Consider the following 15,680-nt stretch of genomic DNA (forward strand, 5'->3'; position numbering starts at 1 on the left):
TATGTGGCCCTCGCGGGTAATGTGAAGCGTTATGAAACCAGAAATTCATCCAAACTATAAACAAATTACAGTGACTTGCGGCTGCGGCAATACTTTTGTAACAGGGTCCGTTCTTTCCAAAGACCTGTTGATCGAAGTGTGTTCTTCGTGCCATCCTTTCTACACCGGCAAGCAACGCGTCGTCGATACAGCGGGCCGAGTCGACAAATTCCGTAAAAAATACGGTAAATAAGTTCGGGCGGGCGGTTCGTGCAATTTACGCAATAAAGAAATTGCCAAATGGGTTTTGGGCTTCTGAATTCCGTTTTGGCGACCTATTCGGTCGAGCCGCCATTGCTCTCTTCACAGGTTGATTCCGGCCGCTGCATTTTAGTCGGTCGTATCTGACAGAAAAAACCACCGCCAAGCGCGGATAAGGTTTCTTCCGGTTCGTTCCGGAAACATCTTTCTTTCCTCTCCCATTCTTTTCGTCAAACAGCACAGGTAGGGTATCCGTGCGTGAAGGGACGTATCAGGTGTTCTCGAACGGACGGCGCAATTCTTCCTGAAGCTCTATCAAAACCCTGCCGTTCGATATGCTCGAAAAGCCCGATCAAAGAAGCTTTTTCCTTACCCCAGTCTTCTGTCTGGGGCCGGATCGGATGCTCTCGCTGTAAGCCTATTTACCTTAAAGCCGCTATTGAAGTCGATACGGGGCTTTCCGCGCGCCGATTGAAGCTGCGTATTCCTTTAATCGGTTGCTTATCCTTGATTTTCATCCCGATTGCGCCAGTAATTAAGATTTAAACCACCGCACCGGCTTTAGCCGGTTAGCTGTAGCTGTGAAAATAGCGCGCCAGGAAGTAGGGGATGGATTACAGATGCGGGAGCCCTACGGTTTTCTAGCGTGAATAGCATTTTGTTGGGGTAACAAAAGATCGCTATCAGGCTCGGAGAGGAGAGGTTGCAAAACAGGCCAGAGAAATCGCTCGCTAAACGGGCGAGACATTGGAGATTCGGATTTGTCCGAGATATTGCCAGTAAAGCCCTGTTATTTTGTCGATGTGCCGCCGAATCTGGCGTCCAGTGAAATCCTGGCGGATTCAGGGCCGAACTTCGAATGATCGGTTTGAAGCATTTCCGCACCTGAAAATGCGTTACGGGGCGGCACTTTTGGGAGCGGGGCTGATTCTGCGCTACGGTCGGGCAGAGGACGGAAGCGATGATCAAGCTGTATCGGGAGCAGCACTTTGAGTCGAATCCGAACGATAGCCTCAGAGAATGGAAGCCGACGAAGACGCGTCGTTGAGTTGGCGCGTATCCGGACTTTCAGTCCTTACATCCACCACCGGCTTTCAATTGGGGATGTCTCGTTTAGTGCGCTACCCGCTATCGATATTTCGGTAGGCTGCAATTCGGCCATCAGTCGCTTGCTTTTTCGGAAGAATACGGATTCGTTGAAGCTATTATTCTATTTTATTAAGTATGTGATGCATCCACCAGAAAAATAAGCTAATCTACATAAAATATTAACGTTTCAGGAGCTGTGAAGCATTCGGTGTTGGTGTACGATAAATTGTATTTTCCCCGGCCAATTTAAAAATCGCTACTATACTTCGTTAGGCAACTCAAGTTGAGGACCGATCATTTCCTCACGGCTGTTAGTATCAGTAAATACAGGCACTTCGAGATATGAATGATGTTAATGTTCAAATTTTTTGGGATCTATCATGAGCTTGTTTGATCAGAAGCAGAATGCGGTTCTTGGCATTGATATCAGCACGGCATCGATCAAATTGCTGGAACTGAGTAAATCCGGATCGCGCTATCGGGTTGAGAGCTATGCTGTGACTCCTTTGCCCAAAGATGTAGTAGTCGATAAGAATATCACGAATGTCGATATTATTTCCGGTGCGGTCAAAGCTGCGATCAAACAGTCTGGCACCAGGCTGAGGCAGGCGGCTGTAGCGGTCTCGGGCTCTTCGGTTATGACCAAAATCATTACGATGCCGGCCTCTCTGTCCGATGAGGAAATGGAAGAGGAGATCCTGATGGAAGCCGACCAGTATGTTCCGTACTCGCTGGATGAGGTCAATTTCGATTTCGAAATACAAAGGGTCAATGAACATAACCCGGAAATGGTGGATGTTTTGCTGGTAGCCTCAAGAAAAGAGAATGTCAGTGATCGGGTTACGGCTTTGCAGAAGGCAGGAGTAAAAGCGAAGATCGTCGATGTGGAAGCGTTTGCGATGGAAAATGCGTTTATTTTGCTTGCCGATCAGTTTGAGGATTCGGTAAAGGGTAAAACAGTCGCGATTGCCGATATCGGCGCCTCGGTCGTGGCACTGAACGTCCTCCATGACGGGCGTACGGTCTACACCCGCGAGCAAGGCTTTGGCGGCAAGCAGTTGACCGAAGAAATTCAACGCCGTTACGGGCTTTCCTATGAAGAAGCAGGGGTGGCGAAAAGGCAGGGAGGATTGCCCGACAATTATATTGTTGATGTGCTGGAGCCTTTCAAAAAGGCGATGGTACAGCAAATCGCGAGGTCGCTGCAATTTTTCGTCTCATCCAGCGCTAATCGCGGCATCGATAGCCTTATTCTTGCCGGAGGGTGTGCCTCGATCGCCGGCGTGGACAAATTAGTGGAGCAAAGCCTGGGCGTGCCGGCGTATATTGCCAATCCGTTTGTGAATATGTCGTTATCGAATCGAGTCAGGCCGCAGGGTTTGAGTAACGATGCCCCGGCGATGATGATCGCTTGCGGTTTGGCTTTGAGGAGTTTTGACTGATGGCGAAAATTAATTTACTCCCGTGGCGCGAGGAACTGCGTAAGCAAAAATTAAAAGATTTTATTGCGGCGATAGGCGTATCGGTGTTGCTAACCATTGGTCTGATTGTGGCCGTGCATATTTATATCGAAGGGTTGAAAGAATATCAGAGCCAGCGGAACCAGCTTTTGGAGACGGAGATCCGGCTTTTGGATGTGCAAATCGCGAAGATTCGCGACATCGAGGAAACCAAGAGAAAATTGTTGGCCAAGATCGACGTGATCCAGAAGCTGCAGGAAAGCCGGCCCGAGATTGTGCATCTTTTTGATGAAATCCCCAAAGTTACCCCGGACGGAATTTATCTGACCAAGTTGACGCAAATCGGTTCTGCGCTGACTTTCAACGGAAAAACCCAATCCAATGCCCGGGTCTCGGCGTTCATGCGGGCGATCGAAGCCTCTAAATGGATGAATTCTCCCAAAGTCGTTGTGATCCAGTCTCCGGATAAAAAAGAAGTGGAGCATGCGAGCGATTTTACGATGACCGCTAACCAGGGTGCCAAAAGCGCGGAGAAACCGTTATGAACCTTTCCGAAATCAATTGGGACTTCGAAGCTTCGGGAACTTGGCCGCAGCCTATCAAAGCAGGTCTTATCCTGATTTTGTGCCTTTTGGTCATGGGCGGCGGCTATTATTACGATACGATGGATCAGTTGGATCAGCTTGAGAGTTTGGAGGTAAAGGAAGCCGAGCTGAAGACAACCTTTGCGAACAAACAGATGAAAGCGGTCAATCTTCCGGAATATGTGAAACAGTTGGAGCAAATCCGGGGTGCCCTCGGAGAAATGATCAAACAAATGCCTACCGAGGAAGAAGTTGCCAGCCTGCTAGTCGATATTTCGCAGACCGGTTTGGCGAGCGGCCTGGAGTTTCGTTTGTTCAAGCCTGCCCTTCCGATCAAGAAAGAGTTTTATTCCGAATTGCCAATCGATATTCAAGTCGTTGGCCATTACGAGGAACTGGGCTTGTTCGTCAGCGGCTTGGCCTCGCTGCCAAGAATCGTGACAGTCCATAATGTAGCGATTTTACCCATGGAGAAATCCAGCGAGCAATTAATGGTCATGGATGCGGTCGTCAAAACTTATAAGGAAGACACCGATACACAGTCCGCCGGCGCTGCTGACAAGAAGAAAAGAAAGGGGGCTAAAAAATGAAATCCCGTAAGCTACCTTTATTGACGCACAGGCGCGTGTGGGTGTCTGTCTTCTGCTTATTCGGCGCCGCATTGCTTTCGGGTTGTGCGAACGAAGATTTATCCGATTTGCAGGCCTTTATCACCGCCGAAAAAGCCAAGCCGAAAGGCTCGATCGAGCCGCTGCCGGGAATCAAAGTGGTCGAGCCCTTTATTTTCAATCCCGACGGCCTCCGCGATCCGTTTATCCCGTTGGAACAAACGGCTGAGCAGGCAGAAGCCGTGGCGGCCGCCGGTTCCGGTATTAGGCCCGATCTGGCGCGCCCTAAGGAGGAATTGGAAGCCTTTCCGCTCGACAGTTTGAGAATGGTCGGCACGGTCAGCATGAAGGACGGCTTATGGGGGCTGATTAAAGCCGGCGACAGCACGGTTTATCGCGTCAGAGTCGGAAATTATATAGGCAAGAATTACGGAAAAATCATTCGTATTCTCGGCGATAGAATAGAAGTGATGGAATTGATTTCCGATAAGCCGGGAGTATGGCGCGAACAGCAAGCCTCATTGGCTTTGGCAGAATGATTTTCGAGGACAAAAAGATGATTAATCAACAAAATGGCTTTTTGATGAAAATAATAAGGATCTTTGGCGCCGGCCTGGTTTTATTTATCGCGCAGAATGCATCCGTAAAAGCCGCCGAACTGGCAATTACTCAGGTGGATGTGGCGACGCAGGCAGGAGACAAGCTGCAGATCCAGTTGGAAATGAACGGTCCGGCTGTCGCGCCGAGAGTATTCAAGACCGATAATCCTGCCCGGATTGCGTTGGATTTTTCGGGAGTCAAGAACGGTCTGCCGAAAAAAACTTATCCGATCAACCAGGGCGTGGTCAACAGCCTGTATGTCGCGGAAGCAGCCGACCGGGTGCGTGTCGTGCTGAATTTAACGGAGTCCGCTCCGTTCGATACTAAAACGGACGGACGGAGAGTTTTGTTAACGCTGACCAATGCAAAATCCGTCCCTGCGACATCCTCCGTAAATTCACTGCCGGTTACGCCAAGCGCTGCTGCCATCACCAGCCAATTGATTCCTCAGCAGTCGATTACCGGTTTTGATTTTAAACGGGGGGATAAGGGCGAAGGGCGGATTTTGGTGTCGCTGGCCAATCCCAATACGGTGGTGAACACGCGGGAAGAAAGCGGCAATGTGGTGATAAGTTTCATGAATACGCAGTTGCCGGGCCGTTTGAGTAAACGTATGGATGTGTCCGAGTTTGCGACGCCGGTCAAGTATATCGATGCCGCTTCAACGGCCAAGGAAACGACGGTCACCGTGTCGCTGCAAAGCCCGTTATATGATTACTCGTTATTTCAGTCCGAAGGATTGTTGACAGTCGAGTTTCGCCCATTGACTCCTGCCGAAAAAGAGGTAATTCAGAGCCAGCGCGACAAATACACCGGCGATAGGTTGTCGCTGAATTTTCAGGATATCGATATACGCAGCGTGATCGCGGTATTGTCCGAATTTACCGGCCAAAATGTGGTGGCTGGCGACGATGTGACGGGGACGGTAACGGTAAAACTGGACGATGTTCCGTGGGATGAAGCGCTGGATTTCATCATGATGACCAAAGGCTTGGAAAAATACGAGACCGGTAACGTGACGCTCGTCGCTCCGGTCGGCAAGATCAAGGATTATAAGGAAAAACAACGGGAGAAAGAGGTCGTCATCGAGCAGCTCGATCCCTTGGTGACCGAGTATCTGAAGATCAACTATGCCAAGGCGGAAAATTTCAAAAATCTTCTCAATGGAAAGGATAGCGGAGGGAATACCGTGTGCGGGCTTGCAAAAGGCTCGAATACCATCTCGAAAGCTTTGTCGAATGCCTCGACCGCATCCAGTGTCGCTGGGCAAGCTCAAGATCAGAAAACACAACAGCAAATGGCGAGCGGAGGCGGCATGTCTCCGGGGGCGGGAATGACATCGGGAATGGGTTATGGGCAAAACCCAAGCGAGAAGCTGAATATGTTGACGGAACGCGGCACCGTCATGGTCGATTCGCGAACCAATACGCTGATTGTCAGAGAAACGGCCAAACGGCTGGATGAAATCAAAAAACTGATTCGTAAGCTGGATATTCCGGTCAGACAGGTGATGATCGAGTCCCGGGTGGTGATCGCGTCAAGTGTATTTGCCCGCGAGCTGGGCGTCAGATTCGGCGTGGCGAAAATGGCGCAGGTCGGTTCGGGCAAAAATTTTGCGCTCGGCGGGGCAGGAACCCATTCTTTCAGTAATGCACAACCCGATGCTGACGGTAATATCGGGGAGATACAGGATACGATTGTGGATCTCGCAACGGAATCCAATCCTTACGGCGCTTTGGGCATGACCTTGGCGAGAGGGGCCGATTATGTGCTGAATCTCGAATTATCGGCATTACAGGATCAAAACAAGGCGCAAATTCTGTCCAATCCGCGGGTCATGACTACGGACCGCTGCCAGGCAACGATTACTTCGGGTCAGTCAATCCCTTACGAAACCCAAAGCGGCAATGGCGGCACCAACGTGCAATTCATCGACGCCTTACTCGCGCTCGATGTCACGCCTCAGATCACGCCGAGCGGCAGCATCAATATGGATCTGGTCATTACGCGCGACGAACCGACGACCGAATTGGTTTTGGGGCGCCCGAAAATAGATATCAATTCCGTCAAAACCAACGTGCTGGTAAACGATGGGGAAACCATTGTTTTAGGCGGTATCTATAGAGGCGAGACGGCCAATGAATTGAATAAGGTGCCTTTTTTCGCAGATTTGCCCGGTATCGGCTTTTTGTTCAAGAGAACCGTCAACTCGGAGGATAAACGCGAACTTCTGGTGTTTGTCACGCCAAAAATCGTCAAGGATATATTAGCCAATAATTAGCAATTTTCAGAATCAGGTAGAAAAGGGGGCATGGAGTCCCCTTTTTTATTTTCGAGCTGTTTTTCCTTAAAGATTAGGTTTGCGAAACAAATTTCGTCCCGCCAATTGATCTTGTTTAAAAAAAACAGGCATAATGGCATATTTTTAACCGGTAGAACGGACACCGCAGCGATACGCCATGCGATCTGAAAATATCTATTTAATCGGCCTGATGGGCGCAGGCAAAACCACGATCGGACGGCAATTGGCAAAAACGCTGAAACTGCCTTTCTATGACAGCGACAAGGCGATTGAGGAAGCGACCGGCGTTAATATTCCGACCATTTTCGAATTCGAAGGCGAGGAAGGGTTCCGGGACCGCGAACAGAAAATGATCCGGCAGCTCACCCAGATGCACGGCATTGTTCTGGCAACCGGCGGCGGTGCTATTTTGCGCGAAGAAAACCGGCGTTTGCTGAAGGAAAACGGTTTTGTCGTTTATCTGAAATGTTCGGTCGGCCGGATACTCGAACGGACCCGTAAAGACACGCAGCGTCCTCTGTTGAGAACCGATAATCCCCGTGCCCGTCTGGAAAGCCTTTATGCCGAACGTGAGCCCCTTTACCTCACCTGTGCTGACTTTAAAGTCGATACCGGCGTGATGCAAAGCAGGGCCGTCGTCAATCGCATTTTAGAGCACTACAGAAAATTCAATTCCAATTCAGAATGATACATCTTCATGTCGAACTGGGTAACCGGAGTTATCCTATTTATATCGGCTCGCAGCTTTTGAGCCAACCGGACTTGTATGCGGCTCATATTAAGTCCAAACAAGTCCTGATTGTGACCAATGAAACTGTGGCGCCGCTTTATCTCGATCAAGTAAGGCAAAACTTAACCTCTTATCAGGTTGAAACGGTGATTTTGCCCGACGGCGAACAGTATAAGACGCTGGAAACGTTGAGCCGGGTTTTCGACGCCCTGCTGGCGGCCAGATTCAGCCGTAACGCGACCTTGATCGCGCTCGGTGGCGGCGTGATCGGCGACATGGGCGGCTTCGCCGCAGCCTGTTATCAACGCGGGATCGTATTTTTGCAAATTCCGACTACCTTGCTGGCGCAGGTCGATTCTTCGGTTGGCGGCAAAACCGGGGTGAACCATCCGCTCGGTAAAAATATGATCGGCGCGTTCTATCAGCCGCAATGCGTATTGGCGGATACCGACGTGCTGGATACGCTGGATAACCGTCAACTGGCGGCGGGTCTTGCCGAGGTGATAAAGTATGGGCTGATTCGGGATGCCGATTTCTTTGTCTGGCTTGAGGAAAATATCGAGGCGCTCTGCGCGCGGGACAAACAGGCGTTGGCTTACGCCATCGAACATTCGTGCCGAAACAAGGCCGAGATCGTTGCCGAAGACGAAACCGAAAGCGGAGTCAGGGCCACGTTGAATTTGGGACATACGTTCGGCCATGCGATTGAAACCGGTACGGGGTACGGCGCCTATCTGCACGGTGAAGCGGTGGCGATCGGCATTTGTCAGGCGGCCGATCTGTCGATGCGCAAAGGCTGGTTGACCGAGCAGGAGGTTCAAAGAATTGGCGTTTTGCTTCGGCGCGCCGGTTTGCCCGTGATTCCTCCGGCTGGACTCGATACCGAGCGTTTTCTTGAACTGATGGCGGTCGATAAAAAGAATCTGGACGGTCAAATTCGCCTGATCCTGCTGGAGAAGATCGGTAGAGCTACGTTGCCGGTTTATGTGGAACGTACCCTGCTGGAATCGACATTGAACGGCTATGGTCGAAATTGATAGTGAGACCTATCAAGTCAAATCTATGCGGAGAGACGATCGAGCGGTTCCGCCCCGCTTCCTGATCACACCGGGAAGGAGTCAAAATCTCGAGCTGCTCCGTCATTTGATTGCGAATACCCGCCAGGCCGTCGTGCTGTGCGGACCGGAAGGCGTCGGCAAAACCGGCTTGCTGGAGGTTTTGCAGCAGCGTCTGAAGGATGAATTGCGCTGGTGCTCGGTGAAAGGGCATGGCGGCCTTACTTTCGATGAGGTCCAAGAGCGCATAGGGCCTTTGCTAAGGCATCAGCGGACCGAAGCGGTGAGCAAAAAGGACTCGCCGGTTTTTTCCGGCACTGTCGTTCTGGCTGTCGATGATGCCGGCGACATCTCGCCGGGCCTTATCGGCCGATTGATCCAATATGCCGAAACGCATTCGGAGTTGCGCCTGCTTTTTGTTTTGACGCACGATCAGTGGCATATCAAGCATTATACCGATCCTGCGATCGAGAACTGCTATCTGGTGGAAGCAAAGCCTTTTCTTCAAAAGGAATGCCGCGATTTCATCCAGCATATTGCCTCACTCACAAATTCGCTGCGGTTCGGAAAGGGGGGGGCGGACGATATTACCGAGGCGGTTTACCGGGATTCGCATGGCATTCCAGCCAGAATTCTCACTCACTTTCCGGAACTCAACAAGCCCAAAGAAAGCAAGGATCCTTTGACCGTTCTGGTTATTGCTGTCGTGTGTCTGGTATTGCTCGCGCTTTCTACCCAATGGCTCACAGCCTCAAGGCCAATCAGCGAAAAAAATGGCGCTATGGCTCAAACTGGCCAGCGAGCTGAGCATTTCGATTTCGAACAGCCTGTTGTCAGCCTGCCCGTCGGCAATTTACTGAAATATGCCGCAAGTTCCGATCCGGCAGAGCCTCGGAAAATTGATCCGCCCGCGAATGATCAAAAAGCCGGCCAAATTGTCGGCAATTCGGGAGCGGAACCGACTGCGGCTTCTGCCGTCCCTTTTGCGGCGGATGGTCCTTCGGAAACAGAGAAACGGCAGGACGCTATTCCGGAGCCGACTTCGACGGAAGAGCCGGCTGTTCGGGCGCCTGTCGAGGATGGCGACTCCTGGCTGGCTGCGCAGCCCGAGAACGACTATTCGCTGCAGCTGATGGTGTTGTCGAAAGCCTCCTCCATGCGGGCCGTCGTCGCCCGCCATGCCGGATTGCAGCCGGACTTGCGCATTGTGCGCTCTTTATCGAAAGGAAAAGAAAAATTCGTGCTGATGTACGGCCGCTTTGCGGATGCCGAATCGGCAAAAAAAGCCAAAAACACGCTGCCGGCCGAGTTTAAATCTTCCGTGATCCGGAAGTTCGGCGCGATCAGAAGCGATTTTCCGCGTGCCCAAGCCTTGGATTCAACCAGCGCACCAAACCACTAAATCCACAGATTTCAGAGCGAATGACAGAACTAAAAAACGATATCTTTCTCAGAGCCTTGTTAAGAGAGCCCGTCGAGCGGACGCCGGTGTGGATGATGCGCCAGGCGGGCCGGTATTTGCCCGAATACCGCAAAGTCAGGGAAGAGGCGGGCAGTTTCATTAAATTATGTACGAATCCCGAACTGGCCTGCGAAGTGACGCTGCAGCCCTTACGGCGCTTTGCGTTTGATGCGGCGATTCTGTTTTCGGATATTCTCACGGTGCCCGATGCGATGGGGCTGGGATTGAGTTTTTCCGAAGGGGAGGGACCGCAATTCGCCAGACCGGTTACTTCGGCCGCCGATATTCATCGCCTCGGCATTCCGGACCCGGAAACTGAGCTGCGCTATGTGATGGACGCGGTACGCCTGATCCGGCGCGAATTGAACGGCCGCGTGCCGTTGATCGGTTTCTCCGGCAGTCCCTGGACATTGGCCACCTATATGGTCGAGGGAGGCGGCAGCAAGACATTCCGCAAAATCAAAGCCTTGATGTACGATGAGCCGGCCTTGATGCATCGGCTGCTTGAGAAACTTGCGGAGGCGGTTGCTGCCTATCTGAATGCGCAGATTGCCGCCGGAGCACAGGCGGTGATGGTGTTCGATACCTGGGGCGGCATGCTGACGACCGAAGATTATCAGGCGTTTTCGCTCCATTACGCGAGACGCGTGGCCGGGCTGTTGAAATCCCAAGCTGAAGGCAGGAAAATCCCGAAAATTTTGTTCACTAAAGGCGGCGGGCTCTGGCTCGAAGCGATGACCGAAGCGGGCTTCGATGCGCTCGGACTGGACTGGCAGACCGATATCGGCCGCGCGCGCGCCCGCGTCGGCGATAAAGTGGCCCTGCAGGGCAATATGGATCCGGTTGCGCTGTACGCCAAGCCGGAGGTGATCACCGAAAAAGTCAGAATTATCCTGGAACAATACGGTTCCGGGGCGGGTCATGTATTCAATCTCGGCCACGGGATTCTGCCGGACATCAATCCGGACCATGTCGGTGCGATGGTCGACGCGGTGCATCGTTTCAGTCCGGCTTACCATCAGTCATAAAATCCGATTTCACACCAGTGAGGTGATTCCATGAGAGCAATTCAGATCGTTTTGGGGATTTTTATCGCGGCGTTTTCGTTTGCCGTCGCCTATGCGGAAGATAAACCGCTCGAGGTGACCGTCTATCGCAGTCCGACCTGCGGCTGTTGCGGAAAATGGATCGACCATCTGAAGCAAAACAACTTCAACGTCAAAGACAACATCACCGACGATATGGAGGCGATCAAGGCCCGCTACGGGGTGCCGAAGGAAATGGCTTCGTGCCATACCGCCATTGTCGACGGCTATGTGGTCGAAGGGCACGTACCGGCCGCCGATATCATGAAATTGCTGAAAACCAAACCCAAGGTGACCGGCCTTGCCGTCCCGGGCATGGTCACCGGCAGTCCGGGCATGGAGATGGGCGGTCGAGTCGATCCCTATGACATCGTGAGCTTCGACAAGGAAAAACATTTTGAAGTCTTCAACCATTACCCCGGCAAATAACCATGATACTGGCAGGCGATGTCGGCGGCACCAAGACGATTCTGGCGCTTTTCGAATCGGAAGGAAAAAATTGGCGCTGCGTTAAAAAAACACGCTATGCGAGCTTGGATCATCCCACTTTTACCGGCCTGTTGCAGCATTTTTTAGCGGATTGCGACGGACGGACGATCAGCTCGGCCTGCCTGGGCGTGGCCGGCCCGATCGTCGACGGCGACTGTGTAGCGACCAATCTGCCCTGGGTTCTGCTCCGGCGTGAAATCGGCGCCTTGGTCGGGACTCCGAACGTACGGCTGTTGAACGATCTCGAAGCGACCGCCTGGGGCATCTTGGACTTGCCGGAAGCGGATTTCGTGACATTAAATGCCGGCGGCGATGCGCCGCCGCACGGCAATCGTGCGGTGCTTGCGGCGGGCACGGGCCTCGGCGAGGCGATCATCGCCTGGAACGGAGAAGCCTATCAGGTGCTGGCTAGCGAAGGGGGACATACCGATTTTGCGCCCGGAAGCGAGCAGGAGGTCGCCTTGCTGCGGTATCTGTGGGAAAAATATCCCGGCCATGTCAGCTATGAAAGATTGCTGTCCGGCGAAGGGGTGGTCAATATCTACCAGTTCTTGAAGAAGATCGGTCATGCCCCTGTTCAATCCGGGCTCGAGGAGCGGATGATGGAATCCGATCCGGCCGCGGTGATCGGCGAAGCCGGCGTGGCCGGCACCGATGAGCTGAGCGTCGCGGCCTTGTCGCTGTTTTGCCGGATATATGGTGCCGAGACGGGCAATCTGGCGCTCAAATGCCTGCCCTATGCGGGCATTTATCTTGCCGGCGGGATTGCGCCCAAGATCTTGCCGCTATTGATCCGCGGCGATTTTATGGAGGGTTATCTGGAAAAAGGCCGTTACCGTACCGCTTTGAAGCAGATTCCGGTCAAAGTCTGCATCAACCAGGAAATCGGCCTGTTAGGCGCATTGGGTTTCGCCGCCCGGGCATCCGTGGGCTCCTGAGCATACTCTTCCTATTTTTAATGTTGTTGCCCGGATCGGGGAACCGATATAATGGCCGGTTTATTCGAAAAAAAATCAGTAGGCATCGATTTTGAATATTAAAGAATACATGCAGAGCCTTGGGATCAAGGCCAGGCAAGCCGGAACGGAAATCAGCCGGGCCGAGACGGGCCGGAAGAATCTGGCGTTATCGAAAATCGCCGAGGCGCTCGACAGTCGTCGTGATTTGTTGGCTGCGGAAAACGGCAAGGATCTCGACGCCGGCCGTGCGAGCGGTCTGGACACGGCGTCGCTGGACCGGCTGACGCTGTCGCCGAAGGCGATCCAAACGATGATCGACGGTTTGCGGCAGGTGGCGGCATTGCCGGATCCGGTCGGCGAAATCACCGATCTGAACTACCGGCCAAGCGGGATTCAGGTCGGGCAGATGCGTGTGCCGCTCGGAGTGATCGGAATCATTTACGAGTCGCGCCCGAACGTGACGGTGGATGCAGCCGCCTTGTGCCTGAAAGCGGGTAATGCCTGCATTCTGCGCGGCGGTTCGGAGTCGATTTATTCGAACAAGGCGATCGCCGCCTGCATTGCCGAAGGGTTGGAGGCGGCCGGATTGCCGAAGGAGGCGGTTCAGGTCGTGGAAACGACGGACCGCGAAGCGGTCGGCGAACTGATCACGATGGATCGTTACGTCGATGTGATCGTTCCGCGCGGCGGCAAAAGCCTGATCGAACGGATTTCCAACCAGGCGACGATCCCGGTGATCAAGCATCTGGACGGAATTTGCCATGTTTATATCGACGATTCGGCCGACATCGACAAGGCGGTCAGGATCGCAGTCAATGCGAAAACCCACCGGTACGGCGTCTGCAACGCGATGGAAACGCTGTTGGTCGCGGAAGCGATTGCTGGACGGGTCTTGCCGGTGCTGGCCGAGCAGTATCGGGAAAAAGGCGTGGAATTGCGCGGCTGCCCGAAAACAGGTGCGCTGGTTCCGTCCGCAAAGCGCGCGACCGAAGAGGACTGGGGCACCGAATACCTGGCACCGATCTTGTCGATCAGGGTTGTGGCCGGCATCGATGAGGCGATTGCCCATATCAACCGTTACGGCTCTCAGCATACCGACGCGATCGTGACTGAGAATTACACCTTGGCGCGGCGGTTTTTGCGGGAAGTCGATTCGAGCTCGGTGATGGTGAATACCTCGACCCGTTTTGCGGACGGTTTCGAGTATGGCCTGGGCGCCGAAATCGGGATCAGCACCGACAAGCTGCATGCGCGCGGACCGGTCGGCCTGGCGGGTTTAACGACTCTGAAATTCATCGTGCTCGGCGACGGCCATATCCGTCAATAAATGATCGGCATTTTCGGCGGTACCTTTGATCCGGTGCATTTCGGCCATTTGCGCGCCATTATCGAGGTCGGCGAAATCTTCAGCCTGGATCAAGTGCGGCTGATTCCGAACAAGACCCCGCCACACCGGCTCGAACCTTCCGCTTCCACATCGATGCGGCTTGAAATGTTGCAGCTTGCTGCCTGTACATTGTCCAATGTGGTGATCGATACCCGCGAGCTGGACAGGGACGGGGCGTCCTACATGATCGATACGCTAAGTTCGCTGCGGAGCGATTTTCCGGAGCAGCCGCTCCTGCTGTTTGTCGGGAGCGATGCCTTTAACGGGCTGACAACCTGGCACCGCTGGTGCGAATTGTTCGACTATGCGCATGTCGTCGTGATGACCCGGCCCGGTAGCCCGGTGCAATGGGAGAACGATTTTTGGGATGCCCGGCAAGTTTTCGAAGCAGGGCAACTGGCCCGATACAAAGCGGGCAAGCTGTTTTTCCAGCCGATTACCCAACTGGACATCTCGGCCAGCGCGATACGGAAAATGATCGCCGAAAAACGCGATCCCCGTTTTTTATTGCCCGATACCGTATTAGACTATATTCAGAGTCATCATCTTTATCAAAACGCCTGATCCCCGGATCGGCGAATTTAGGAAAACGAATGCAAGCAGAAGAAATACTGAACGTCGTCCGGACCGTACTGGACGAGAAGAAAGGCAAATACATCACTACGCTCGATGTCCGCGGCAAGACCAGTTTTACCGACTACATGGTGCTGGTGACCGGAACTTCCGACCGCCATTTAAAGGCGCTGTGCGATTATGTAGTCGAGAAGCTCGCCGAGTCCGGCGTCAAGCCGCTCGGTATCGAAGGGGATTTGGGATCCGATTGGGTCCTGCTTGATCTGGGCGATGTGATCGTGCATGCGATGACCGCGCAGTCGCGCGAGTTTTACCAGCTCGAAAAACTCTGGTCTGTGGATCAGCCCAAAGAAGCCGGGAAGGCGGTTTAGGGTTTTGCTCCCTGCCTGCGTGAGCGCAGGCAGGGAGGGATGCGGTGCGTTATTTCATCATCTCTTTGTTGAAAATCGCATCGATCTTGCGGTTGGTGTCGGTCGGATACTGCATCGGCGCCACGGGTGCGGAGGCCGGCGCAGCAGGCGGGGCGGCCTGCGGAATAGGCGGAAGCGCGGTTTCCTGCGTTCTTATTGGCGGTTCGTGCAGCCGCATCACGTCACCGTAATTGGTATCGACATCGAAATCCTCCCAAATATACAGTGGATAGATCATCGGTTTGGTGGCGAGCGGCAGGGTGATCAAATCCGCGATGCCGACACCCATCCGGCCTGCGGTATGAATCATCCCTTTCGCCAGGCCGCCGGTAAAACCGTAGATGATATTGCTTTGATTAGTCGTGTTGATCACGTTCTTGGGCATTTCGAGCCAGCCCGTCGCCAGATTGGCAAAACTGCTGACCGCTTTCTCGCTGATGCGTTCGCCGTAACTCTGCGGTTTGGTCGGGATTTTGGGCGAAGGCGCATCGATATCCCACGCCTGAGTCACCGGCTCCGCCTTCGTCAGAGGCACATAGCCGATTGCCAGGCAAACGAGCGACAAGGAGGCAAAAGAACGGAAGAAAGTCATCATATCTGATCCTGCTCTAGGTATTAATCTTCAGCAAGTATAGCAGAGCATTTTT

General features: G+C 53.2%; 16 protein-coding genes. 15 read left to right on the forward strand and 1 reads right to left on the reverse strand.

From position 1 onward, the window contains the following. Window positions 1-31 precede the first annotated feature (31 nt). The 15 genes from rpmE to rsfS all read left to right on the forward strand — a co-directional run bounded on the left by rpmE (window position 32) and on the right by rsfS (window position 14,994). Entirely contained in the window at window positions 32-232 is a 201-nt protein-coding gene (rpmE, locus tag JJL52_RS11750) for a 50S ribosomal protein L31 (RefSeq protein WP_202052601.1), read from the forward strand. Between the two features lie 1,477 nt (window positions 233-1,709). Further along, a complete protein-coding gene (locus JJL52_RS11760; protein WP_236994222.1) occupies window positions 1,710-2,771 on the forward strand; it encodes a pilus assembly protein PilM in 1,062 nt (353 codons plus the stop codon). Further along, on the forward strand, window positions 2,771-3,334 hold the full coding sequence (locus JJL52_RS11765; RefSeq protein WP_202052602.1) for a PilN domain-containing protein: 564 nt from the start codon (window positions 2,771-2,773) through the stop codon (window positions 3,332-3,334). Before JJL52_RS11760 ends, JJL52_RS11765 begins: the two co-directional genes overlap by 1 nt. Next, window positions 3,331-3,963 carry a type IV pilus inner membrane component PilO gene (locus tag JJL52_RS11770; protein ID WP_202052603.1) on the forward strand — a complete coding sequence of 211 codons (633 nt, stop codon included), beginning with the start codon at window positions 3,331-3,333 and terminating at the stop codon, window positions 3,961-3,963. Before JJL52_RS11765 ends, JJL52_RS11770 begins: the two co-directional genes overlap by 4 nt. Then, window positions 3,960-4,520 carry a pilus assembly protein PilP gene (locus JJL52_RS11775; protein WP_202052604.1) on the forward strand — a complete coding sequence of 187 codons (561 nt, stop codon included), beginning with the start codon at window positions 3,960-3,962 and terminating at the stop codon, window positions 4,518-4,520. The genes JJL52_RS11770 and JJL52_RS11775 overlap by 4 nt, the downstream gene beginning before the upstream one ends. A 17-nt stretch (window positions 4,521-4,537) precedes the next feature. Continuing rightward, a complete protein-coding gene (locus JJL52_RS11780; RefSeq protein ID WP_202052605.1) occupies window positions 4,538-6,862 on the forward strand; it encodes a type IV pilus secretin PilQ in 2,325 nt (774 codons plus the stop codon). A 178-nt stretch (window positions 6,863-7,040) separates the two neighbouring features. Next, window positions 7,041-7,571: a shikimate kinase AroK gene (aroK, locus tag JJL52_RS11785; protein ID WP_202052606.1), complete on the forward strand. Its 531-nt coding sequence runs from the start codon at window positions 7,041-7,043 to the stop codon at window positions 7,569-7,571. Next, window positions 7,568-8,650, forward strand: coding sequence for a 3-dehydroquinate synthase (gene aroB, locus JJL52_RS11790; protein WP_202052607.1), 1,083 nt, complete (start codon window positions 7,568-7,570; stop codon window positions 8,648-8,650). The genes aroK and aroB overlap by 4 nt, the downstream gene beginning before the upstream one ends. Continuing rightward, window positions 8,637-10,070, forward strand: coding sequence for an SPOR domain-containing protein (locus JJL52_RS11795; protein WP_202052608.1), 1,434 nt, complete (start codon window positions 8,637-8,639; stop codon window positions 10,068-10,070). Before aroB ends, JJL52_RS11795 begins: the two co-directional genes overlap by 14 nt. Window positions 10,071-10,090: 20 nt before the next feature. Next, a complete protein-coding gene (gene hemE, locus JJL52_RS11800) occupies window positions 10,091-11,158 on the forward strand; it encodes a uroporphyrinogen decarboxylase (protein ID WP_202052609.1) in 1,068 nt (355 codons plus the stop codon). 30 nt (window positions 11,159-11,188) lie between these two features. Beyond that, entirely contained in the window at window positions 11,189-11,644 is a 456-nt protein-coding gene (locus JJL52_RS11805; RefSeq protein ID WP_202052610.1) for a DUF411 domain-containing protein, read from the forward strand. A gap of 2 nt (window positions 11,645-11,646) precedes the next feature. Then, window positions 11,647-12,642 (forward strand): glucokinase, encoded by a 996-nt coding sequence (gene glk, locus JJL52_RS11810; RefSeq protein ID WP_202052611.1) that lies wholly within the window; start codon window positions 11,647-11,649, stop codon window positions 12,640-12,642. A 109-nt stretch (window positions 12,643-12,751) separates the two neighbouring features. Beyond that, window positions 12,752-13,990 (forward strand): glutamate-5-semialdehyde dehydrogenase, encoded by a 1,239-nt coding sequence (locus JJL52_RS11815; protein WP_202052657.1) that lies wholly within the window; start codon window positions 12,752-12,754, stop codon window positions 13,988-13,990. After that, window positions 13,991-14,614 (forward strand): nicotinate-nucleotide adenylyltransferase, encoded by a 624-nt coding sequence (gene nadD / locus JJL52_RS11820; RefSeq protein WP_202052612.1) that lies wholly within the window; start codon window positions 13,991-13,993, stop codon window positions 14,612-14,614. A 29-nt stretch (window positions 14,615-14,643) separates the two neighbouring features. Continuing rightward, the gene (rsfS, locus tag JJL52_RS11825; protein ID WP_202052613.1) at window positions 14,644-14,994 is read left to right on the forward strand and encodes a ribosome silencing factor; all 351 of its coding nucleotides are present in this window, start codon (window positions 14,644-14,646) and stop codon (window positions 14,992-14,994) included. Window positions 14,995-15,043: 49 nt separating this feature from the next. On the opposite strand, the gene JJL52_RS11830 is transcribed toward rsfS, so the two are convergent. Further along, window positions 15,044-15,628, reverse strand: coding sequence for an exosortase system-associated protein, TIGR04073 family (locus JJL52_RS11830; RefSeq protein ID WP_202052614.1), 585 nt, complete (start codon window positions 15,626-15,628; stop codon window positions 15,044-15,046). Between the last annotated feature and the right edge of the window lie 52 nt (window positions 15,629-15,680).

The organism is Candidatus Methylomicrobium oryzae (assembly GCF_016745425.1).
In the GTDB taxonomy this organism is placed as follows: Bacteria; Pseudomonadota; Gammaproteobacteria; order Methylococcales; family Methylomonadaceae; genus Methylomicrobium; species Methylomicrobium oryzae.

Excerpts from the sequence above, each read along its gene's own strand:
- JJL52_RS11815 (WP_202052657.1), top strand. The coding sequence starts at position 12,752 with ATGCAGAGCCTTGGGATCAAGGCCAGGCAAGCCGGAACGGAAATCAGC.
- hemE (WP_202052609.1), top strand. The coding sequence starts at position 10,091 with ATGACAGAACTAAAAAACGATATCTTTCTCAGAGCCTTGTTAAGAGAG.
- JJL52_RS11780 (WP_202052605.1), top strand. The coding sequence starts at position 4,538 with ATGATTAATCAACAAAATGGCTTTTTGATGAAAATAATAAGGATCTTT.
- nadD (WP_202052612.1), top strand. The coding sequence starts at position 13,991 with ATGATCGGCATTTTCGGCGGTACCTTTGATCCGGTGCATTTCGGCCAT.
- aroB (WP_202052607.1), top strand. The coding sequence starts at position 7,568 with ATGATACATCTTCATGTCGAACTGGGTAACCGGAGTTATCCTATTTAT.
- JJL52_RS11760 (WP_236994222.1), top strand. The coding sequence starts at position 1,710 with ATGAGCTTGTTTGATCAGAAGCAGAATGCGGTTCTTGGCATTGATATC.
- JJL52_RS11770 (WP_202052603.1), top strand. The coding sequence starts at position 3,331 with ATGAACCTTTCCGAAATCAATTGGGACTTCGAAGCTTCGGGAACTTGG.
- rsfS (WP_202052613.1), top strand. The coding sequence starts at position 14,644 with ATGCAAGCAGAAGAAATACTGAACGTCGTCCGGACCGTACTGGACGAG.
- rpmE (WP_202052601.1), top strand. The coding sequence starts at position 32 with ATGAAACCAGAAATTCATCCAAACTATAAACAAATTACAGTGACTTGC.
- JJL52_RS11775 (WP_202052604.1), top strand. The coding sequence starts at position 3,960 with ATGAAATCCCGTAAGCTACCTTTATTGACGCACAGGCGCGTGTGGGTG.
- JJL52_RS11765 (WP_202052602.1), top strand. The coding sequence starts at position 2,771 with ATGGCGAAAATTAATTTACTCCCGTGGCGCGAGGAACTGCGTAAGCAA.
- JJL52_RS11830 (WP_202052614.1), bottom strand. The coding sequence starts at position 15,628 with ATGATGACTTTCTTCCGTTCTTTTGCCTCCTTGTCGCTCGTTTGCCTG.
- aroK (WP_202052606.1), top strand. The coding sequence starts at position 7,041 with ATGCGATCTGAAAATATCTATTTAATCGGCCTGATGGGCGCAGGCAAA.
- JJL52_RS11805 (WP_202052610.1), top strand. The coding sequence starts at position 11,189 with ATGAGAGCAATTCAGATCGTTTTGGGGATTTTTATCGCGGCGTTTTCG.
- glk (WP_202052611.1), top strand. The coding sequence starts at position 11,647 with ATGATACTGGCAGGCGATGTCGGCGGCACCAAGACGATTCTGGCGCTT.
- JJL52_RS11795 (WP_202052608.1), top strand. The coding sequence starts at position 8,637 with ATGGTCGAAATTGATAGTGAGACCTATCAAGTCAAATCTATGCGGAGA.